Consider the following 22,284-nt stretch of genomic DNA (forward strand, 5'->3'; position numbering starts at 1 on the left):
ACTGAAAGATAAAAGTTTTAGTTTTACAATTAGGATTATTAATTTTATAAATATCTTTCATTTCATACCGATTATTTATCATCCACGGAATATGAAAGCATAAGTAATGAAGCCACTGAAATATTAAAAAATAATCCGAAGCATTATCATTACATCAAAAAATAAAACAAAAGTTAAAACTTTGCTATTCTTCGAAGAAAAACAAGAATTCATAACTCATAATTTATAATTCATCAATATTGTGAAGCCTCTACTTACCAAAACCACGAAACCCTTTCTTATCTACGTACTTATTGTGCTGATGATAAGTATTCCTGTGTATTATTTTGTGGTAGATACGATCTGGAAAAGCGAACTGGATGAGCACAATCAGATTATTGTAGAGAAAACAGCTTATGAATTTAACCAATTACAACTGTCAGAAGAAGCACTAGACAAAAGTCTTGAATTATGGAATCACATTCAGCCTGAAACCAATATTGAACGAATTTCTCCCAATCAGGTAAAGAGGGACAGTGTTTACACTTATGAAAAACACCTTCCTTTTATTTCGGAACAAAAAAAGGAACGTTACAGATGTCTTGAAAAAGTAATTTATATTCACAACAAGCCTTATCTGTTCACCATACAGACAAATATTGAGGAATCTCACGAAACAATAGCAGTAATTGCGATGATCACCATATTCTTCTTTGTGGTGATTGTTCTCGGGCTTTTGTATCTTAACAGAAGGCTTTCTTCATCTATCTGGAAACCGTTCAGGAGTACATTGGATCAACTGAAAACTTTCAATCTTAACAGTCAGAATACAATAAAATTTCCGGTTTCTGATACTGCTGAATTTGAAGAACTTAATCAGTCTCTTTATAAGCTGATGGAACGTAATATTTCTACCTATAAAACTCAGAAAGAGTTTACTGAAAATGCTTCTCACGAATTACAGACTCCGCTCGCTATTATTAAAAATAAGCTGGATCTTTTACTTCAGGATCAGAATCTTACTGAAAAGCAGTACAGAATTGCTGAAGATATGAACAAAGCACTTACAAGAAGCTCGCGCATCAATAAAAACCTTTTGCTGCTTGCTAAAATTGATAATAACCAATTTGACAGTTCGGAGATTATTTTCTTTGATCGTCTGCTTCAACAAAGTATTGATACTCTCGGGGAACATATTGAACAAAAAAATATTTCCATTCATGAAGATGTCTCAAGTGGTGTAAAGGTGAGAGGAAACAGTATTCTGACAGAAATACTGATCAATAATCTCATCATCAATGCAATCCGTCATACTTCTCCAGGAGGTTCTATCTCTATACAACTGGCAGATTCTTCTTTTGAGGTTTCCAATTCGGGTGCTGAAAGGCTGAATACGGATTTGCTTTTCAAAAGATTTTCAAAACTTTCAACAGATAACAGCGGAAGCGGGCTGGGGCTCGCTATCATCCATGAAATCTGCAGATTTCATCATTGGACCATCAGCTACAGGTTTGAAAATAGTCATCATATCTTCACTGTTAAATTATAGTTAAAAAAATTCACAGCTCCGGCAATTCAAAATTTCTTCTAAATCACATTGCACCTTTGTATAGAAAATACTGAGGTAGATATTTTATTTAGAAATGATTGTAAAAATTGTCTTTTTATCACAGGAACTATTCTGATTTTCTGGATCAGTGCTATTTGTGGTATCCAAAAATAAAACAAAATGAGAACAGCAAACAAAGTCGCAGCCGTAACCCTTCTTTTCTGGCTTATGAAAGTTGTAGCAACTACATTAGGGGAGACCTTGGGAGATTTTATTTCTATGACCCTTAATCTTGGATATGTTATAGGTATTTTAGTTACACTCGCATTTTTTATCCTTATCCTATCAGTACAGCTCCGTGTAAAAAAATATATTCCGGCAGTATACTGGATCGTGATTATTGGATCAACAACTTTGGGAACAGAAATCTCCGATTTTATCGACCGTACTTTAAAAACAGGATATTTGGCAGGGAGTCTGATTTTGCTTTTAGGTCTATTAATTTCCTTATTCCTATGGTATAGAAAATATGAAAACCTCGAGGTCTATCCGATTTCTGAAAGAAACAAAGAATTTTATTACTGGACGGCTATCTTATTTTCTAATAGTCTGGGAACAGCTTTTGGGGATTTTCTGAGTGATAATTTAGGACTTGGCTATATGACGGGAGCTTTGATTACAGGGCTGATCATATTGGTGGTAGTAGCACTTCATTATTTCACGAAAATCAATCATGTTGTCCTGTTCTGGATTGCCTTTGTTTTTACCAGACCATTTGGTGCTACATTCGGAGATCTTTTGACAAAACCTTTAGCTAAAGGAGGTTTGGACCTTGGAACACTCAATGCTTCCCTGATATCTCTTACTCTCATGGTTTTAATGATTATCATTTCACAAAGAAAACACAGCCGGGAATTACCCTTGCAAAACGAATAATTAATATTTCCCTTATAACGAACTTTTTAAAGCAAATAAAGACTAGCAGAATGAATAAAACAGCCTTGTTATTTTTTCCAACCTGTATGGCAATTTCTTCCCTTGTTTCAGCTCAGACAGCTTCTGTAACGGCATCCGGAAGAATCATCAATAAAGATAAAGCAGCAATACCTTACGCCCATATTATTTTAAGAAAAGAAAAAGACAGCACTTTTACAGCCGGAACCATTACCAATGAGGAAGGACGATTTTCCATTACAGGCATAAAACCGGACCATTATCTTCTGGAAACCTCCATCACTGGATATAATACATACACACAGCCTGTTTTCATAGGAAGTCTTTCAGAGTTTCTGGAAATTCCCACTATTGAACTGGCTCAGAAACAGGAAAATGAAACTAAAATAGAAGCCATCACTATTACCGCTTCCAAAAAGAATGAAATAGACAGCCGCCTTGATAAAAAAACTTATTCCGTAGCAGACAATATCAGCCAAAGTGGCGGCTCGGTATTACAAAGCATGCAGAATCTTCCCGGAATTACCGTACAGGATGGTAAAGTACAATTAAGAGGGAATGATAAAGTAACAGTACTTATTGACGGTAAACAGACTGCACTCACCGGATTTGGAAGTCAGACAGGACTGGATAATATTCCGGCTTCTGCCATTGATAAAATTGAAATCATCAACAATCCTTCCTCGAAATATGATGCGAACGGAAATGCAGGGATTATCAATATTATTATGAAAAAGAATAAACAGAACGGGTGGAACGGAAAAGTAGGATTTACAACAGGTTTAGGTTCACTTTGGGTAAGAAAAGAAAACCTTCCCACAATAAGACCGCAATATACGCTAACACCTAAAATAAATCCATCACTGTCTGTTAATTACAGAAAAAATAAGGTGAATATATTTTTACAGGCTGATAATTTATATACTGAAACGCTTAATAAGAATGAATTTGTAACCCGTACTTATGATAATGGAACCGTTATTAATTCTCAGCTGAAAAGAAACAGAAATACAAATTTCTTCACTACTAAAGCAGGAATAGACTGGACTATTGATCCACAAAATACATTAACCATTTCAGGAATGTATGGAAGCGAAAAGATCATCGACAGGGGAGATCAGCCGTTTTTCAATGGAGATATGTCCCAACGTCTCCGCCTGTGGCAGTTTTTGGAAGATGAACTGAAAACAACCGTTATGGGAACCGCTTCTTATCAGCATAAATTCAAAGATGCCGGACATGTTTTGAATGTAGGATTCAATTATACTTTCCACAGAGAGGATGAAAAGTATTTCTATGATAATTATCTTCTTTCTTCCGCAGGAACTGATGCCTTCAAATTATTATCTGATGAACAGGTCTACGATTTCAACGTAGATTATGTAAAACCTTTAAAGTACGGCCGGATAGAAACCGGAATTAAACTGCGAAACAGAAGCATACCTACCAATATGAACTTTATTCCTGGAGCCAACTCTGTTCTGGATGTTTCTGCGGGAGGAAAAGCCGATTATAAAGAATTTATTCCTGCAGTGTACGGAAATTATGTTTTTGAAAATGAAAAATGGGAAGCAGAGCTGGGGTTGAGGCTGGAATATGTAAAAATTCAATATGACGTAAATCCTAATCATCCAACATATAAAAGTGACGGATACAATTATACGCAACCATTCCCTAATTTCAGACTTGCTTATAAACTTGATAACCGCAATAAGTTCTCAGTATTTTACAATAGAAGGGTAGACCGTCCTAATGAAGTTGATATCCGTATTTTTCCAAAGTATGATGATGCAGAAATCATTAAGGTAGGAAATCCGGCACTGCGCCCTCAGTTTACGAACTCTATTGAACTTGGATATAAACACAATTGGAACAACGGATATCTGTATTCTGCATTATACTACCGTTTTGCCAACGGAACCATCACAAGAATTTCAAGCATTATTCCGAACAGTACTCTTATTTATGCCATATTCCAGAATGCCGGAAAAAGCTATAATACAGGGCTGGAAACGATATGGAATCAAAAGATATCTGATGTATATTCCTTTAATATCAATGGAAATCTATACCGTAACCAGATCAATGCATTTACTGTAGAAAACCTGTATCCAGCACCTAATACTTTCTCGGCAGACCAGCAGACAGCCATTTCAGGAAATATCAAGATGAATAACGTTTTTCATTTTTCAAAGGGATTGGATATGCAGTTTACACTGGTGTATCTGGCACCGGATATTATTCCACAGGGAAGAATAAAATCCAGGTTTTCAATGGATGCAGGATTGAAAAAAGCCATTCAGAAAGGGAAAGGTGAACTGTTTTTAAATGCCTCAGATTTACTCAATACAATGGTAATCAGAAAGTCTGTTCAAGGCAGCGGATTCGCTTATACCAGCAATGATTATTATGAAACACAGGTGATCCGGCTGGGGTACAGCTATAAATTTTAATACAGAATTGAATAATTACAAATGTGATTTAGAATGAAAAAACACTTCCAAACAACGATGATGTATATCTTGGTTTTAAGTTCAGCTTTAAGCAGAATCAATGCTCAGAATACAAATGACACGATTGAAGTTCAGAAGCCTGTGCAAGACAGCATTATCACTACAGAGATTCAAAAAAGCAAGCTGAATTATAAAAGCCTGATCATTCCCACAGCATTCATTGCCTATGGAGTAGCAGGTTTGACAATGAATAATCTGAAGCAGCTTAATATCTCTACAAAAGTTGAGATTAACGAACACCGGCCCACACAAATAAAACTGGATAATTATACCCAATATGCCCCTGCAGTCATAGTATATGGACTGAACGCAGCTGGAATAAAAGGGAAACATAACCTGAGAGACCGTACTATCATCTATGCTTCTTCACAGCTGATTGCGGCAGCCTTTATAATGCCTTTAAAGTATCTTGTAAAAGAGGAAAGACCGGACAGATCAAATACATTGTCTTTTCCGTCAGGACACGCGGCAACAGCATTTTCTTCAGCACAGTTTATGTTCAGGGAATATAAAGACAGTAATTTCTGGCTGAGCATTTCAGGATATCCATTTGCTATTTTCACAGGGGTATACAGAATGCTGAATGATAAGCACTGGCTGGGGGACGTTGTGGCAGGAGCCGGATTTGGAATTCTTTCTACCGAACTTGCATATTGGCTGTTTCCAAAAATTGACAATTTATTACGGGGAAAAAATAAGAGTAAAAATACCTTATCATCTACGATGGTAATGCCATTTTATCAGAATAAAATTGTAGGAATAGGGTTGGTAAAAACCTTCTAACATAAAAGCACAATTCAGCATTGAATCATGCTTTTCATTATACCATTTTCTGATCATATAAGGTACAGCATCAGAACAGTTTGAAAAAATTGATATTCTGATTAACAATGCCGGATTGTCACAACGTGCTTTAGCAATGGAAACGGATATTGAAGTAGATAAACAGCTGATAGATGTTGATTATATCGGAAAGGTGGCCTTTGCTAAACAACTGTCGCTGCAATGGCAGGCATATCTTTATAATTTTTCAGGTCTAAAGGATATACTATTATTTAGTTTTTAAGCCCCGCAATATATTTCCCGGCTTTCATTCCTGAAAAAATACAGCCTCCCAAAAATGTTCCTTCCAGCGCTCTGTAACCATGCATTCCGCCACCGCCAAAACCTGCCACTTCTCCTGCAGCATACAATCCTTCAATAATACTGTCGTCGTCTTTTAATACCTGACCATTCAGATTGGTTTTTATACCGCCTAAAGTTTTACGGGTCAAAATATTGAGCCGTACAGCAATCAAAGGACCGTTTTCTGGGGCTAAAATCTTATGGGGAGCCGCTACACGTCCAAGTTTATCTCCTAAATAATTCCGGGTATTCCGGATATAATTAACCTGGGTATCTTTTGAAAATTTATTGTCTAATTCTCTGTCCCGGGCTTCAATTTGAGATTTTATTTTTTCATAATTCAAAAGCTTATTTCCGGCCAGTTCATTCATCCTGTTAACCAGATCTTCCAGATTATCTGATACAATAAAGTCTTTTCCATGCTCTTTAAAAGCTTCTACCGGCCCTGGAGCCTTTTTACCGAAAATCCTTTTCAGAAAAAGAGAGTAGTCCTTATTGGTAATATCCGGATTCTGTTCTGAACCCGAAAGAGCAAATTCTTTTTTAATAATTTTCTGAGTGAGGATAAACCACGAGTAAGAAAACCCGGTTTCCTGTATATATTGTAAGGTTCCCAACGTATCAAATCCGGGAAGAAAGGGAGCAGGGAGCCGTTTCCCTTTAGCATCAAACCATAAAGAAGAAGGTCCTGGTAATATCCTGATTCCGTGGTTGGGCCAGATGGGATTCCAGTTTTGCAAACCTTCTGTGTAGTGCCACATTCTGTCACGGTTGATAATATGAGCTCCTGTATTTTCTGCAATACCAATCATTTTGCCATCTACATAGGCTGGAACACCGCAGACCATATTTTCCGGTGCTTTTCCGAGTCTTTCGGGCCAGTTTTTCCTTACCAGTTCATGATTGGCACCAATTCCACCAGAAGCTATGATGATATTTGAGGCAGTATATTCAAATGTTGAGATCACATTTCTGCTAGTCTCTGCCCCTCTTTCCTGAGTATCATTTTCAAGAATATCTCCTTTGAGGCCTTTTATTTTTCCATTTTCCAACAGCAATTCTGTCACTCTGTGTCTGAACTTCATCTGAAGCAATCCTTTTTCCTGAGCTTTGTACGCTTTTTCTACGAAAGGTTTTACTACGCCTGTACCAGTTCCCCAACTTACATGAAAACGAGGCACCGAATTCCCGTGTCCTGTTGCTGAACCGTCACCGCGTTCTGCCCAACCAACCATAAACATCAGCTTGATACCTAGTTTGGAAATGTATTCATATTTTTCACCGGCAGCAAATTTCAGGTAAGCTTCTGCCCATTGACGGGGCCAGTAGTCTTCCGGACGGTCAAAACCGGCGGTTCCTTTCCAGTCCTGCAAAGCCAGTTCATAAGAGTCTTTGATTCCCATTCTTCTTTGCAGGGGTGAATTGATCAGAAACAAACCACCAAATGACCAGAATGCCTGGCCTCCTATATTTTGCTCGGTTTCCTGATCCAAAAGCAGTACTTTTTTCCCGGCATTAGTAATTTCCATTGCAGCAGTAAGCCCCGCCAGTCCGCTTCCTATGATGATGACATCAGGCAGAAATCTTTCTTCCATTTTCCAGGTGTTTTTATTGAATGATACTTCCCATAAATGTATTAATTATTTAAATGAAACAATTAAAAAAATCTTAATACTTTTATTGTTTACATAGAATAAAAATGGAAGAAAACTATAAATACCAAGCATTTGCAATATTAAAAGACGGAACACGTCAGCCTATTGAGGCAGAATCAATTATTATCCAGCTGGAGGAGGAGGAAATTGAAATTCCACTGGTATCATTACATCCTGTTTTTCAGGGAAAATTAACCCTCGCTACTGGATCAGCCATTCAGGGCAGGGGAAATGACAGGGAAAGAGCTACCCGACTTATCATAGAGCCGGGAGCTTCTAATGTGATTCATGTAACTCCAAAAAAAGTCTGATATATCCCATGGATGCTAATTTTCCTGTATTTAAAACAGATCCCTCACTAAAACATTTTTATCTTTGTGAAAAAAGAAGTATGAAATATTTGTTTATCATTGCCTGCTTTGTCTGCTCCATTTTCAGTCAGGCACAGCAAAAACAGGATCCATGGAAAGACAGCCAGCTGATGGATCCGGCGTTACTGGCTTCCAGAATTGTAAAGCATTCAACAAAAGACCTGATGATTATTTCAGTAGGCCCGGAAGCCATCATCAAAGGTTCTGTAGACATCGGGCCAACACATGAACCAGAAAACCTGGAAAAACTGAGAACTTATCTTAAAGATATTCCAAAGAACAGAGAAATTGTAATCTACTGCGGATGCTGTCCTTTTGTAAAATGTCCTAATATACGTCCTGCTTTTGCATTACTGATGGAAATGGGCTTTAAAAATGCGAAGCTTTTAAATCTTCCTAAAAATATAAAAACCGATTGGCTGGATAAGGATTATCCAACAAATGATTAATATGAAAACGAGTTTTACCATAGTGTTTTTAATCCTGTTTTCGAGATTTGTATTCGCTCAAAACAAAATTGAAGTAGGAAAGAAGGCTCCTGAAATAACCTTGACTAAACCGGATGGCTCTTCATTTTCACTTTCAAGTTTAAAAGGGAAACTGGTTCTTGTTGATTTCTGGGCCACGTGGTGTGCCCCGTGTGTAGGAGAGCAGCCTGAGCTGAAAAAATTGTATGATACCTATTCGGATCAGGTTAAAGCCAATACGTTTGAAATTCTGGGGGTTTCTTTAGATAAAAATAAAGAGAACTGGCAGAAAGCAATTGAACGATTCAATATCAACTGGATACAGATCAGTGATTTAAAATTCTGGAAAAGTCCTGTTGCTAAAGCCTATGAAATAGATGAGCTTCCTTTTAATGTAATCATAGACGGCGAAGGAACCATCATTGCTAAAAATCTTCACGAAAAGGAACTGGAAGAGTTTTTAAAGAAGAATCTAAACAACAATTAATCTCAAAAGAGTGGTCAGGATGGCCACTCTTTTTGCATTTGATTGCTATTTGTATATTAGAATCGGAGCCGAATAATTTTTCATGATTAATCAGAAGAACATTGGAGGGAACCATGTTACTACTAATTAAGATATAAGGTTTTTTAAGTCCGTTTTTATTATTTTCTTTCATTAATGCTGTAAAAATAAGAACTAATTTTATAAAAATCACAATAAAGGGAATAATTTAAATGTTAAATTTTGCTTTGAATTAAGTAACAATTAGTTAATAAAAAAATGGGTTAAAAGAATAGGTGTAGAATAATTTGATAGCATATTTATTATTCTAAGAAAAAAATGGATCACATTAAGCTTGATTATGAAGCTTATACTAAAAAATATAAAGAATTTCATATACTGTTAAAAGCAATTGATATATGATACAACCTATTACTTCTCCATGATATCTATATTCGTTTCATGAAAAAGAACTACTTCCTCAGATGTGCATTATCAGTCATCTTGCTTATGCATAGCGCAATCTCTATTTTTAGTGGAGATGTCAACAATTTTGGCATTCACTATCTGGACACCATAGGATTTTCTCCAATAGGACTGTATCTTGCCTGGTTAATAAAGCTTACACACCTTGTTTCTGTTTTTCTTATCTGGAAAGACCGGTTTATAAAGCCTGTTGCTCTCTGTAACATTATAATTTTTGCATTGGGAATCTATTATATCCATTGGGAAAATGGTTGGTTTGTGGTAGGAGGTGGAACCAATGGGATCGAGTTTAATGTCTTGTTGATATTCAGTTTTATCAATCTCATGCTTCCTGAAGTTCGTTTAAAAAAGATCAATCAATAACATTTCAGGAATATTGCAATTGAGTATTTATTTTGAACCATCAAGATTCAAGAAGCTTTCTTAATGGTTGAATAAAATAGTGAGAAGCTGTTTGTAGATTAATGGCAGAAATTGGTAGACTTTATATTTCTATATTTGACTGAATCTTATTATTTTATATTTTTAAATGACAGCAAATTTGAAATCAGATCATAAATCTAAGCTATACATTCATCTGCTTTTTTGGGTATTGTACTATATTCTGGAGGCTTATCTTGACTTTTACTGGTCAAGATATCAGTTTCCAAGTTTCAAATGGCAGTTACGGCTTCAGAACACACTTCTTCTGGAGCTAGGTTATTTTCTGGTTAAAATTCCTCTTGCTTATTCTTTGTTGTATGTATATGAAAAGGTTCATATTAACAAGATTCTTAAATATATTCTCTGCATTCTTATTGTTATACTGGCAGTTTTAGGACATCGGTTATTCACCCATTACATTATTTATCCATACATCTATGGAGTTACAGAGACTTTGGATGGAAAGCAGCCTTCTGGACTTATCAATGGATTGGTAGTATTTAATTCCTTTATGGATCTTATTTTTATGGTAGGATTGGTTTTCGGGATAGAAATTACAAGACAGAAAAACCTGCTAAAAGACCAAATTTCTCAATTGAAATCGGAAAAACTGGATCAGGAACTTACCATGTTAAAAGCCCAGATCAATCCTCATTTTCTTTTCAATACATTGAATAATATCTACGGAATGGCTCTTAAAAAGGCAGATGAAACGCCTGATGTGATTCTGCAGCTGTCCAAAATCATGCGTTACAATATCTATGAAGCCGCCGAAAAAAATATTTCTATAGAAAAAGATATTGAAAATATTAAGGATTTTATACAGATCCAGAAAATAAGACATCACCATCTTAGTGTCCATTTTCAGGAAAACATTGATAATCCTTCTCAGGAAATCTCCCCCCTTATTCTGATTCAGTTTATTGAAAATGCTTTTAAACATGGTGTTTCCGAAAGTTTTGGAGAAGCTTTTATCTCCATTGATATTGAACTGAAAGACGGAATTCTTAGCTATTGTATTGAGAATTCCAAAGAAGAAAAACCTCATCAGCATTCTACCAAAATAGGACTGAAAAACATTCGCCGCCAGCTTGAACTTCTTTATCCTAAACATAAACTGAGTGTTGAGGATAAAACTGACCGATATATTGTACACCTCAAAATTGATTTCAATGATCCATCCAGCCTCTAAAAAATACAATTGCATTATTGTAGAAGACGAACCGATTGCTGCAGAAATTCTGGAAACATTTATTTCCCGGGATTCGGAACTGAATCTTATAGGTAAATGTTCTGATGCTGTGTACGCAAGCAATCTTTTGAGTATTCATGAGGTAGATCTAATGTTTTTAGACCTTCATCTTCCTGTGGTAAAAGGTTTTGATTTTTTGAAAAAACTAAAGAATCCCCCTTTTGTGATTGTTACAACAGCTTATCATCAATATGCCATAGAAGGGTATGAACTGGATATCGCAGATTATTTGCTGAAACCTATTCCTTATGAACGTTTTGTAACAGCCGTTGGGAAGTTTAAATATTTAATGGAAGCTGAAGACGCCTTATTAGAAATAGCTGAGCGCGATTATATCTTTATTAACAGTGGAAAAAAACAGGTTAAAATTATTCTTCAGGATATTTTTTATATCGAAAGTTTAAGGGAATACATACATATTCACACCAAAACGGAAACATTCACTTTTAAAATGCCTATTAGTAAAATAGAGGAAAGCCTGAATCCAAACATATTTACACGTATTCATAAATCTTATATTATTTCTAAACCTAAAATAGAGATTAAATCTGCAGCTGTTGTACAGGTAAAAGGGAAAAAGCTGCCTATTGGGAGAACTTATAAACCTTTTATTGATTTGTAGTGCGCGCGATGAAGTATTATGATTTTTAAAACCACCCCCTGCAAAAATTCAACGAATTTTTGCCACCTCTCCAGAAGAGGGGAATGTCCAGTCCTTCAATAGTAATGTCTGGGTAGATTGTAAATTTTCTAAAAAATATGAAGGTTTTAAAATCTTCCTGTCTTTCTATTTAGGCTATAAGCAAAATAATTTCCTAAACTCATTACTCATTACTCATATTTTAGTAGACCGGATTCTGCTATTGATATATAGATTTCATAATATTCTTCACCAATTATTGAATTTTGGTTAAACAATAAACAAAATCAATAATTATGAAATACAAGTTGAAGCTTTTAAGTGCAGGCGTCGCTTTTTTTATCGGAAGCGAAACCTATTTCAGCCAAGGCAAGCAAGACACCCTTACGACCCAGAATATTGAGGGGATTGTTGTTACTGCACTAGGCATCAAAAGAGAAAAGAAATCTCTGGGGTATTCTACACAGGAAGTAAAAGGTGAAGATATCAACAAAAATCCCACTACCAATTTTTTGAATAATTTGTCCGGAAAAGTGGCAGGGCTTGAAATCAGACAGTCAACCAACTTTGGTGGTTCCATAGATGCTGTTTCAAGGGGATATAAATCTATTTTGGGAGATAATCAAGCTCTTTTTGTAGTGGACGGTGTTCCTATTATCAACAGGAATATCAATTCCACAGTTCAGCAAAACGGATTTGGTGGTTATGATTACGGAAGTCCTGTTTCGGATATCAATCCTAATGATATTGAAACCGTGAATGTATTAAAAGGGGCTGCTGCGACAGCTTTATATGGTTCCAGAGCTCAAAATGGCGCCATTATCATCACCACAAAAAAAGGTAACAAAAATGCACAGGGTATCGGCCTGGAATACAGTGGGAGTATTTCTGTTTCTACGGTTGATAAATCTACCTTCCCTGAATACCAGACTCAGTACGGACAGGGATATTGGGGAAATGTATTTCCGTTGTATCAGAATTCACCCATGGCTATTTTTTGGCATGATGCTTCTTATGGAGCTCCCTATGATCCCAATCTTATGGTATGGCAATACGATGCATTCATCCCTGGTTCCCGAAATTTTGGAAAAAAAACACCATGGGTAGCGGCTAAAAACGGACCGATTACCTTCTTTGAAAAGGCTATTAACCAAACCAATAATATCGCTTTAAGTGGCGGAAATGACAAAGCAACCTTCAGACTGAGCTATTCTAATACCAATGCTACGGACATTATGCCTAATTCTTCTTTAATGAAAAACAATTTTGGAGGAAATGCATCTTATAAGATTACGGATAAGCTTACAGCTACCATTTTTGCCAATTATATTACACAAAGAACCAAAGGACGAAATTCTACAGGATATACCGATAATATTATGAGCGGATTCCGCCAGTGGTGGGCAACCAATATAGATCTTCAGTATCAGAAATATCTTTATGACACTTACAATAAAAACTATACATGGAATATAAAAGGACCTGATAATCTTTCTCCTTCCTATTGGGATAATCCTTATTTCTCCCGGTATCAGAATTACCAAAATGACAAAAGAGATCGTTTTGCCGGAAATTTCAGCCTGAGCTATGATCTTTCAAAAAATATCAACATTCTTGGAAGGGTAGGTATTGATGGATATACAATGATTACTGAAGAAAGAAAAGCTGTGGGTTCTATGCCAGCCTTTTTCAGTTTTAATCTGATAGAACAGCCATCGGGGTATGCAGTGACCAACCTTCGTTTTACAGAAACCAATTATGATCTTATTGCTACTTATAAAAAAAATATTACGGAGGATTTAAATCTGCAGGCCTTATTGGGCGGAAATGTCAATGTCCAGTCCAATTATTCCAATGCACAGACAACAACAGGTGGCTTATATATTCCGGATCTTTATACGATCTCCAATTCGGTTGCTACTCCTGCCAAGCCTATTACAATAGATAATACAAAATACATTTACGGAGCCTTTGTGCAGGCTTCTTTAGGATATAAAAATACGTATTACCTGGAAGGAACTTTCAGAAGAGATCAGTCTACCTCATTACCTAAAGAAAAGCAGGTATATTATTATCCTTCGGTTTCTGCAAGTGTTGTATTTTCCAACCTATTGAAACAAGAATGGTTAAGCTTCGGAAAGATAAGAGCAGCTTATGCAGAAGTAGGTTCGGATACCAATGCTGATCAATTAAGAAACAGATATATTCCTCAGGCCTCTTTAGAAAATAATCCTGTATACTCTTACAATACATCTTTAAGGAATGCCGACCTGCTTCCACAGAAACTGAAAAATTTTGAAATAGGAACCAATATGCAGTTTTTTAAAAACAGGGTAGGCTTAGATCTCTCATGGTTCCGGAATGTTGCGTTTAATCAGATATTGCCTCTTCCCATTTCTCTGGCAACAGGCTCTCTGTCTAAAATTCAGAATACAGGTGAACTTACCACAAAAGGGGTTGAACTTACTTTAAATATAACGCCATTGAAATCTGAACATTTTAGCTGGGACATGGCTATCAACTGGTCTAATCCCAAAACCAAAATCACTGCACTACGGGAGGGCATAGAAAATATTACCTTGGGTACCTTACAGGGTGGAATCACCATTAATGCTCCACTCAACGAAGAATATGGAAGCATCTGGGGATCAGATTTTGTATACGATCCCAATGGAAATAAAATTATAGGGACTAATGGGGCTTATCTGCATACGGATGACAGCAATCATAATCTGGGAAGCTTTCAGTCTGATTTTGTTGCAGGGCTAAATAATTCTTTTACCTTTAAAAATTTTAATCTAAGCTTTCAGATCGATTGGAAAAAAGGAGGTAAAATATTTTCTCTGGATCAGTATTATGGGTATGGGACAGGGCTTTATCCGGATTCTGTAGGCTTTAATGACCTTGGAAACCCTATCAGAAATACACTGGAAAACGGAGGTGGTGTTATTTTGCCAGGTGTAATGCAGGATCCTAATAATCCGGGACATTATATTCCGAATACGATTCGTCTAGACCGTTCAATGTCTAGCCAGACTCTGGAAACTGATCCTCCTGCAGCTGCATTTGTTTATGATGCAAGTTTTATAAAACTTCGTCAGGTATCTGTTTCTTATACCTTCAACAATCAATTCTTAAAAAAAGCAGGGATTCAGAACCTCACTCTTGGCATGATAGGAAGTAACCTATGGATTATTCACAAAAACCTTCCGTATGCAGATCCGGAATCAGGGCTTTCATCCGGAAGTATCCAGGGATATCAATCCGGAGTAATGCCTGCTACAAGAAACTTCGCCTTCAATCTGAAAGTTAACTTTTAAAAACTATTACAATGAAAACTATTATCATAAGCTCTGTTTTAGCACTGGTCCTAACGAACTGTACCTCAGATCATGTGAATGATGATCCCCATGTAGCCTACAGTATGGTTCCTGAGCCTCTTCTTACCTATGCAGAAAAAGAACTGAGCGACTATATGACCACTCCGAGTGTCAACGAGAACAATTTCCGTCTTACCATGCAATACTGGCAGGAAGTAACTTACGTAAGTGAGAGTAATTATAATTTTACGGCAAGAAATGTCTCCAATAATGTATGGACAGATAATTATGTGAATGTCCTTAACAATCTGAATAAGGCTAAAGAACTTATAGAACAATTTCAGCCGACAGCCTCAGAAGTAAATGCCTGGCCTGCAAAAAAACAGAATCAATTGGCTATTATTGATATGCTCTCAGTATATACATTTCAAACCATGGTTGATACTTTCGGTGACGTTCCTTACAGCCAGGCTCTTAATTATGAGAAGTTTCCTCTTCCCATCTACGACGATGATACACAGATTTATGAAAAATTAATTATCCGCCTAAAAGCAGATATCAATAATCTGGAGGAAGGAGAAGGAAGTTTCGGCTCAGGAGATATCTTTTATCAAGGTGATATAGGAAAATGGAAAAAGTTTGGAAATTCTCTGCTTCTAAAATTAGGAATTGCTCTTTCAGACGTTAATCCTTCAGTGGCTCAATCTACTATTAATACAGCCATTACCGGAGGAGTCATTATCAATGAAACAGATAATGCTAATTTCAGATACCAGGCAGAAACCCCTAACTTTAATCCATTGTTTGAAAACCTTGCCAATAGTGGACGAAATGATTTTTTTGGAGGAAAACCTTTTATAGATTTTCTGAATACTACTTCCGATCCCAGAAGAGCTCAATACTTTCATGATGTACATGGTCAATATATCGGTCAGGTAATCGGTTTATCAGGTGTTTTTACAGATTTTTCTGCGCCTGGACTCTTTGCATACATTCCTGTTACTCCCGGAAAAATAATGACTCATACGGAAGTGGCGTTTTATATGGCAGAAGCCGCAGCCAGATTCGGAATTGGCGGAAGTCCTGATGCTCTTTATCAGAATGCCGTACAGGCATCTTTTCGGGAATGGGGCTTATCTGCTCAGGATGCACAGACTTATCTTTCAAACACTCCTTATGATGCTGCCAACTGGAAAAAATCTATTGGAGAGCAGGCGTGGGTTGCCATGTACAATCATCCTGTAGTATCCTGGAACTTTTACCGCAGATTAGATTATCCGGTTTTACAGGCTCCACCAACTGCTATTGCCAATGCAGGTGGAAAAGTTCCTGTAAGACTTCAATATCCAACGTTAGAAGCTACTACCAATGGTACTAATTACGCTAAGGCAGCTGCTGCCATAGGTGGAGATAAGCTCACTACCAAGGTTTTTTGGGATATTCAGTAAAAGTTGGAAGAGGGAAAAGGGAGGCTGGAAGTCGATGTTGAACATATTAATTAATGATTACATAACAAAGAATAATACCCATTAAATAATAAGTTTTTCTATTTTTTTTATATCTATTATTTTGTAAGTTAAGCCTGTATTTCTACAATGCAGGCTTTTTCTTAGGTGTTTAAAACCATTCATAGACAATAATTCTCCTTTTATAGATGTTTTTTCCCGGTTTACTACTCATTTATTCATCTTTGAAGTGTAAATAATAAATGATTAAAATTATGAACGTAAAAAGAATCCAAAGACTTATGAGCAGTTTTATAGTAATGGTATTGGTGGGAAGCCTATTTTTAAGCTGTAAAAGCAGTGATGATAATGATGAGCCTACACCAACATCAGATCAGAGTATAGATCCCGTACTGGGAACATTTAAAGGAACGATAAGAATTGCTACTCAAGATTATTATGATGCTATTGTTATCGTTTCAAAAGTAGATGCCTCTCATGTTAAGGTTCAGCCCAAATCCGGCGAAGTGTATTCTGTAGCAACACCTAAAGTCTTAAGTGCTGTAAACCCTGTAGGGGTAGGAGTGGTAGGCAATGATCCTGAAGGAAGTATAAATTATCTTATCTCAACAAAAGCTTTACAGATCAGTACGAAAAAAACAGCTACTACGGATGTAGAGTTTTATTATGAAGGCACTAAACAATAATAAATCTGAGTTTGAGTTAGAGGAACTAAGATTGAAGACGGGAAATTACTTTTAGTTATTAAAGACTACTACCGTCTGTATACAATTAAATTAGCTTAAAAGTAGAAAACAGGTATTGTTTATGACCTTCATAACTTACTGCTTCAAATCAATCTAAATCAGAAATTCTTATCTCAAATTAAGGTTGTTAAATAAATATAATTTAGTTGGTTTATTATTCTCATGTTGAATAATGGTTTGGCATAAGATTATCGCTAATCTTAAGCCATTTTTTATTTAAAAAAGTTTAAGTCCAATAACTCCCATAACAGTAGCTGAGATAGATCGTATGACTAGAAACCTTTAAATTTGAAATAGGATAAAACCCAATAATGCACCTCCTGCAACAATAATTGCACTATTAATTTTCTTAAATTTAAAAACAAAAACACCACTTAGGATTGCTATTACAACGGCTCGCCAATCAGTAATAGCTTCTTTACCCATTACAAAACAAACAGATACTATAATTGCTACGGAAGCTACATTTACAGCATCTAGAAATACCGCTAATGCTTTTGAATTGCGCATTTTTTTAACTAACGGATTTAAAAGTGCTACAAATATAAATGAAGGAAGAAATATTGCTATTGTTGAAACAATTGCACCCGAAAGCCCGTTAATCTGATATCCTATAAAAGTAACCGATGAAAAAACAGGTCCGGGGGTGAATTGCCCAATTGCAATTGCATCTATAAGCTTCGTTCTTGAAAGCAAGCCCGTTTGTACTAATTCAGTATCTAAAAATGCAAAAAGTACGTACCCGCTACCATAAAGTATTGCACCAATTTTTAAAAAAGTCAGAAATAATTCAACATCTATAGTATGCCGGAAAGATACCTGTGAAATTTTAATATAAGTAAAAGGTATAAAACTTTGCAAAGTATTAGCACGGCTGTTTTTAAAAAAATATAAAACATAAGCTAAAAAGCCTGCTCCAAACATTAAATATATTTCGCTAATGCCTAATAAAGAAGCGAACAATACCACAATCCCTATTATAAATAAAAATATTGATTTTACCGATTTTTTTGCCAATGGATAAACCGCACCAATAACAACTGCTATAATAGCTGGTTTTATGCCATAAATAAAAGGATATATTTCAGGAATTTGCCCATAATCACGATATAAAAACGCCAACATTCCAGTAATAAAAACTGCGGGGAGAATAAAACATAAACCTGCTATTATTAAGCCTTTCCATCCTCCCTTATCGTAGCCGATGTGAATGGCCATTTCTGTACTGTTAGGACCAGGAATAAGATTAGTAGCTCCAATTAAATCCAGAAAATGTTGTTCACTGATCCATTTTTTTTTCACAACAACTTCTTGCTGCATCATAGCAATATGAGCAGCAGGCCCACCAAATGCTGTGATTCCCAATTTCAGGAAAAGTTGGGCCAGTTCTTTCAGACTACAATTGTTCTCCACTGTTTGTTATATTTATCATCCTAATATAAAACATGAATTAGCTCCTTAATTTATATTTTGTTGGGCTTACTTACATATTTGTTACCCTTTACAAAAAAACGCCATGGCAATAGAGCATCTTCCTGGGCATAAGCAACTCCTATACGAGGCCCTGTAACAATGCCATCAGAAGGATACTGAATCCCATGATCTTCAATCCAGATTTCATTTCCATTCAGGTCTTTTTTGTTAAAGGAACGGTCAATTCCCAATGCTTTGGCAGCAGATCCGGGGCCGGAGGAAATCGCGGCTTTGGAAGCCGGCATATTTCTTCGGAGTTCCATAATCTCAGTCCCTATCAATGGCTCAACAGCCCTTATCAGAACGGCATGAGGATCATCCTCCACAGAAGTCACTACATTGAAAAGGTGATGGATTCCATAACATAAATACACATAGGAAACTCCACCTTGGTTGTACAACGTTTCAGTTCTGTCTGTACGTCTGCCGCCATAAGCATGAGAAGCTTTGTCTTTCACACCAAAGTAAGCTTCTGTTTCTACAATAATTCCGGCTGTAATTTCTCTATCAATTTCTGTAAAAAGAACCTTTCCCAAAAGGTCCTGAGCCAGAAAAAGAACGTCTTGGTTGGAATAATAGGAGAGTGGTAGTTTCAAATGAATGGGTTTTATGAATTTAACAGGTTAAAAATAAGGATATAAAAACAATTTTCATAAAGTTAAACAGATTGTCACTACATTTGAAATGAGTGATGATATTCACCAACCCAAAAGCAAAATTATGATGAAATCTTTTAATCTGACACTGTTTATACTTACTTTTTGCCTGACAGCATTGTCATTTAATATTCCTTATCAGCAATCTTATCAAAAAATGATTGTCGGAAAATGGCAGCCAGTGCTTTCAAAAGCAGAAGGAATTGAAGCAAACGGAAAGCGGACAGTAAAAAATTATCAATTAAGCCGCAGTGACCTCATGCAGTTTAATGCAGACGGTTCTATTACCGATAGTGCACAGCTTTATTTCTCTTATTCATTGGATCCTAATGATGATAAAATCTTATCTTTATTCGAAGGAGGTAATTATGAAAGAAAGTTTGAAATCGCTCAACTAGACAAGACAACCATGAAAATTGTCATGAAAGAAACTGACAAGTATAAAGGAGAACCCTTTCAGATAACCTGGACGATTGTATTTAAAAGAAAATAAACAGATTTAAATAAAAAAATCCCACAATAGCGTGGGATTTTTAATGTCTTATCTTCCTCCCGGAGGACAGTGTTCTTTCAGATATTTTGTAAACATGGTAGCCAGATGCAGTGATGTTCCTTCCCCTTCACTGATAGAGTGAGTACGGTTAGGGTAAGACATCAGCTGGAACTGTTTATTGTATTTTACCAATTCATTGATATATACCTCTGTATTTTGATAATGTACGTTGTCATCTCCTGTTCCGTGGACCAGTAAAAGGTTACCTTTCAGGTTTTTAGCATAAGCAAGTGGAGATCCATTAACAAAATCTTCTCTGTTCTCCTGTGGAAGTCCCATATATCTTTCCTGGTAGATATTGTCATAAAATAACTGATTGGCAACCGGAGCAATAGCAATCCCCGTCTGGTAAATATCAGGATATTGTCCTAAAAGATTCAAAGTAGAAGAACCTCCGCCGCTCCAGCCCCATACAGCAACCCTTGAAGTATCTGCATAAGGCCATTTTGCAAATAACGCTTTGGCTCCCATTGCCTGATCACGGATATTAAGCTGTCCTATTTTACGGTATATCGATTTTCTCCATTCACGACCTCTTGGAGCAGGTGTTCCACGGTTTTCCAAAGAAACATACAGATAGCCGTCTTCAGCCATATCTCCAACATATAAATCATTCCATCCCGTATAGAAGCTGTCTGTTACCGTCTGTGTTGCCGGTTCTCCATAAACCATAAAAACAATCGGATATTTTTTATTTGGATCAAAATTTTTAGGTTTTACTACCCATCCGTCCAATGTAACGCCATCCTGTGTTGCAATCTGAAAAAATTCTGCTTTAGACTTAGCTGGATCAGCCTTTGCAGATCTTTTGGCAGCTACAAGCTCTTTATGCTCCGGAAGTGATATTACTGCATCTGCGGAAAATGCATTGATACTGTTATTGGTAAACATAGCAATTTTCCCATTGGGTGATATTGTATATTTATTAGAACCTGTATAAGCTTCAGGAGTTACTTTTTGTGCTTTTCCTCCTTTCATATTTACTTTATACAGGTATTTCTGAGTCGCATTATTGGGTGAAGCCGAAAAATAGATTTGTTTGTTCTGAATATCAAAGAATTCCGGTTTTATCACATCGAAAGCATCTTTTGTAATCAATGTTTCCTTACCGTTCATATCTATTTTATAAATATGTCTCCATCCGTCTTTTTCAGAAAGCCAAAGGAATTCTTTCCCATTTTCTATCCAGTCCCAGCCACTTGGATCATTATCATTCCAACGGGATTTGATATCAATCCACGCAGCATCTGTTTCCGTGTGAATGGTTTTACTGCTTCCGGAATTGGCATCTGCAACGATAATTTTACTTTGATTCTGTTTTCTGTTCAATTGCTGCAGAATAATAGATTTAGAATCCAGTACCCATTCCATTCTCGGAATATAGTTTTGTATTTCGTCTCCTGCAATATCAGCTTTCTTTGAAGATTTAGAAGTAAGGTCGTAGAACCAGATACTGCATCCTGAAGGGTTTTCGCCTACTTTGGGATACTCTACAGGAACCGTAAATGAATACAGGCTGTCTGTATTATTGATCATCAGAAAGTTTTTTGTACCTCGCGCATCCAGCTTCCAGTAAGCAATTTTGTTTCCATCGGGTGACCATCGGAAACCATCCTGAGTTCCAAATTCCTCTTCATATACCCAGTCGAAAGTACCATTGATCATTCCGTCTGTACCATCGGTAGTGATCTTGGTAAGCTGGTTATTTGAAAGATCTTCAACATAAATATTGTGTTTAGACACATAGGCTATTTTTTTGCCATCGGGTGAATATTTTGCAAACATTAGTGATGAAGATGGCAAACCTTTTCCAAGCTGGGTGAGCTTTTTAGTGTTTTTATCGAAAATCCAGTAATCTCCGCGGGTATTGTCTCTCCATACTTTCTTGGTATTGGCAAAGAGTAATAAACTTTTGTCGTCTGGGGATACCTGAAAGCTTTGTACCTGCAGTGCTTCCGAACTTCCTGCAGGAACCAGTTCATTGCTGTTTAAAAGGGTCTGGTCTTTTCCGGGATGCAGTACATCAACAATTTCAACTCCTTTTTTAGTAAACGAATAATAGGCATTACCGTCCGGAGTCCACTGTGTCTTCTGCGCAGCCAGTGGCGACAGACACAGGAAGTACAATGCAATAACCGTTAGTTTTTTTATGTTCTTCATAGATAATATTTA

General features: G+C 36.5%; 19 protein-coding genes. 15 read left to right on the forward strand and 4 right to left on the reverse strand.

The features are described 5' to 3' along the window. Positions 1 to 241: 241 nt before the first annotated feature. From KIK00_RS04455 to KIK00_RS22890, 5 genes are all read left to right on the forward strand, one after another. The gene (locus tag KIK00_RS04455; protein ID WP_255815366.1) at positions 242 to 1,528 is read left to right on the forward strand and encodes a HAMP domain-containing sensor histidine kinase; all 1,287 of its coding nucleotides are present in this window, start codon (positions 242 to 244) and stop codon (positions 1,526 to 1,528) included. 180 nt (positions 1,529 to 1,708) lie between these two features. Continuing rightward, a complete protein-coding gene (locus KIK00_RS04460; protein ID WP_255815367.1) occupies positions 1,709 to 2,464 on the forward strand; it encodes a hypothetical protein in 756 nt (251 codons plus the stop codon). Between the two features lie 50 nt (positions 2,465 to 2,514). Further along, positions 2,515 to 4,935 (forward strand): TonB-dependent receptor, encoded by a 2,421-nt coding sequence (locus tag KIK00_RS04465; RefSeq protein WP_255815368.1) that lies wholly within the window; start codon positions 2,515 to 2,517, stop codon positions 4,933 to 4,935. 33 nt (positions 4,936 to 4,968) lie between these two features. Then, on the forward strand, positions 4,969 to 5,778 hold the full coding sequence (locus tag KIK00_RS04470; RefSeq protein ID WP_255815369.1) for a phosphatase PAP2 family protein: 810 nt from the start codon (positions 4,969 to 4,971) through the stop codon (positions 5,776 to 5,778). A gap of 115 nt (positions 5,779 to 5,893) precedes the next feature. Beyond that, a complete protein-coding gene (locus KIK00_RS22890; protein WP_370647735.1) occupies positions 5,894 to 6,061 on the forward strand; it encodes a hypothetical protein in 168 nt (55 codons plus the stop codon). Here the strand turns inward: KIK00_RS22890 and KIK00_RS04480 are convergent. After that, positions 6,051 to 7,715 carry an FAD-binding dehydrogenase gene (locus tag KIK00_RS04480; RefSeq protein WP_255815370.1) on the reverse strand — a complete coding sequence of 555 codons (1,665 nt, stop codon included), beginning with the start codon at positions 7,713 to 7,715 and terminating at the stop codon, positions 6,051 to 6,053. The two genes, KIK00_RS22890 and KIK00_RS04480, sit on opposite strands and share 11 nt — an antisense overlap. A 104-nt stretch (positions 7,716 to 7,819) precedes the next feature. Here KIK00_RS04480 and KIK00_RS04485 point away from each other — a divergent pair, with 104 nt between their 5' ends. The 9 genes from KIK00_RS04485 (at position 7,820) to KIK00_RS04525 (ending at position 17,370) form a co-directional block, all read left to right on the forward strand. Further along, positions 7,820 to 8,086: a hypothetical protein gene (locus tag KIK00_RS04485; protein ID WP_255815371.1), complete on the forward strand. Its 267-nt coding sequence runs from the start codon at positions 7,820 to 7,822 to the stop codon at positions 8,084 to 8,086. A gap of 80 nt (positions 8,087 to 8,166) precedes the next feature. Continuing rightward, positions 8,167 to 8,595 (forward strand): rhodanese-like domain-containing protein, encoded by a 429-nt coding sequence (locus tag KIK00_RS04490; RefSeq protein WP_255815372.1) that lies wholly within the window; start codon positions 8,167 to 8,169, stop codon positions 8,593 to 8,595. Between the two features lies 1 nt (position 8,596). Further along, the gene (locus tag KIK00_RS04495) at positions 8,597 to 9,100 is read left to right on the forward strand and encodes a TlpA disulfide reductase family protein (RefSeq protein ID WP_255815373.1); all 504 of its coding nucleotides are present in this window, start codon (positions 8,597 to 8,599) and stop codon (positions 9,098 to 9,100) included. 459 nt (positions 9,101 to 9,559) lie between these two features. Beyond that, on the forward strand, positions 9,560 to 9,946 hold the full coding sequence (locus KIK00_RS04500; RefSeq protein ID WP_255815374.1) for a DoxX family protein: 387 nt from the start codon (positions 9,560 to 9,562) through the stop codon (positions 9,944 to 9,946). A 178-nt stretch (positions 9,947 to 10,124) separates the two neighbouring features. Continuing rightward, entirely contained in the window at positions 10,125 to 11,198 is a 1,074-nt protein-coding gene (locus KIK00_RS04505) for a sensor histidine kinase (protein ID WP_255815375.1), read from the forward strand. Then, on the forward strand, positions 11,179 to 11,880 hold the full coding sequence (locus KIK00_RS04510) for a LytTR family DNA-binding domain-containing protein (protein WP_255815376.1): 702 nt from the start codon (positions 11,179 to 11,181) through the stop codon (positions 11,878 to 11,880). Before KIK00_RS04505 ends, KIK00_RS04510 begins: the two co-directional genes overlap by 20 nt. 314 nt (positions 11,881 to 12,194) lie before the next feature. Next, complete coding sequence (locus KIK00_RS04515) at positions 12,195 to 15,218, forward strand: SusC/RagA family TonB-linked outer membrane protein (RefSeq protein WP_255815377.1); 3,024 nt, start codon at positions 12,195 to 12,197, stop codon at positions 15,216 to 15,218. Between the two features lie 11 nt (positions 15,219 to 15,229). Continuing rightward, positions 15,230 to 16,666, forward strand: coding sequence for a SusD/RagB family nutrient-binding outer membrane lipoprotein (locus KIK00_RS04520; protein WP_255815378.1), 1,437 nt, complete (start codon positions 15,230 to 15,232; stop codon positions 16,664 to 16,666). Positions 16,667 to 16,965: 299 nt separating this feature from the next. Beyond that, complete coding sequence (locus KIK00_RS04525; RefSeq protein ID WP_255815379.1) at positions 16,966 to 17,370, forward strand: hypothetical protein; 405 nt, start codon at positions 16,966 to 16,968, stop codon at positions 17,368 to 17,370. Positions 17,371 to 17,712: 342 nt separating this feature from the next. Here the strand turns inward: KIK00_RS04525 and chrA are convergent, their stop codons facing one another. Both chrA and KIK00_RS04535 read right to left on the reverse strand, forming a co-directional pair. Then, complete coding sequence (chrA, locus tag KIK00_RS04530) at positions 17,713 to 18,843, reverse strand: chromate efflux transporter (protein WP_255815380.1); 1,131 nt, start codon at positions 18,841 to 18,843, stop codon at positions 17,713 to 17,715. 50 nt (positions 18,844 to 18,893) lie between these two features. Continuing rightward, on the reverse strand, positions 18,894 to 19,499 hold the full coding sequence (locus KIK00_RS04535; protein WP_255815381.1) for a DNA-3-methyladenine glycosylase: 606 nt from the start codon (positions 19,497 to 19,499) through the stop codon (positions 18,894 to 18,896). A 124-nt stretch (positions 19,500 to 19,623) separates the two neighbouring features. Here KIK00_RS04535 and KIK00_RS04540 point away from each other — a divergent pair, with 124 nt between their 5' ends. Continuing rightward, on the forward strand, positions 19,624 to 20,052 hold the full coding sequence (locus tag KIK00_RS04540) for a hypothetical protein (protein WP_255815382.1): 429 nt from the start codon (positions 19,624 to 19,626) through the stop codon (positions 20,050 to 20,052). Positions 20,053 to 20,100: 48 nt separating this feature from the next. Here the strand turns inward: KIK00_RS04540 and KIK00_RS04545 are convergent, their stop codons facing one another. Continuing rightward, positions 20,101 to 22,272, reverse strand: coding sequence for a DPP IV N-terminal domain-containing protein (locus KIK00_RS04545; protein ID WP_255815383.1), 2,172 nt, complete (start codon positions 22,270 to 22,272; stop codon positions 20,101 to 20,103). Positions 22,273 to 22,284 lie beyond the last annotated feature (12 nt).

This window comes from Chryseobacterium sp. MA9 (genome assembly GCF_024399315.1).
Taxonomy (GTDB): Bacteria; Bacteroidota; Bacteroidia; order Flavobacteriales; family Weeksellaceae; genus Chryseobacterium.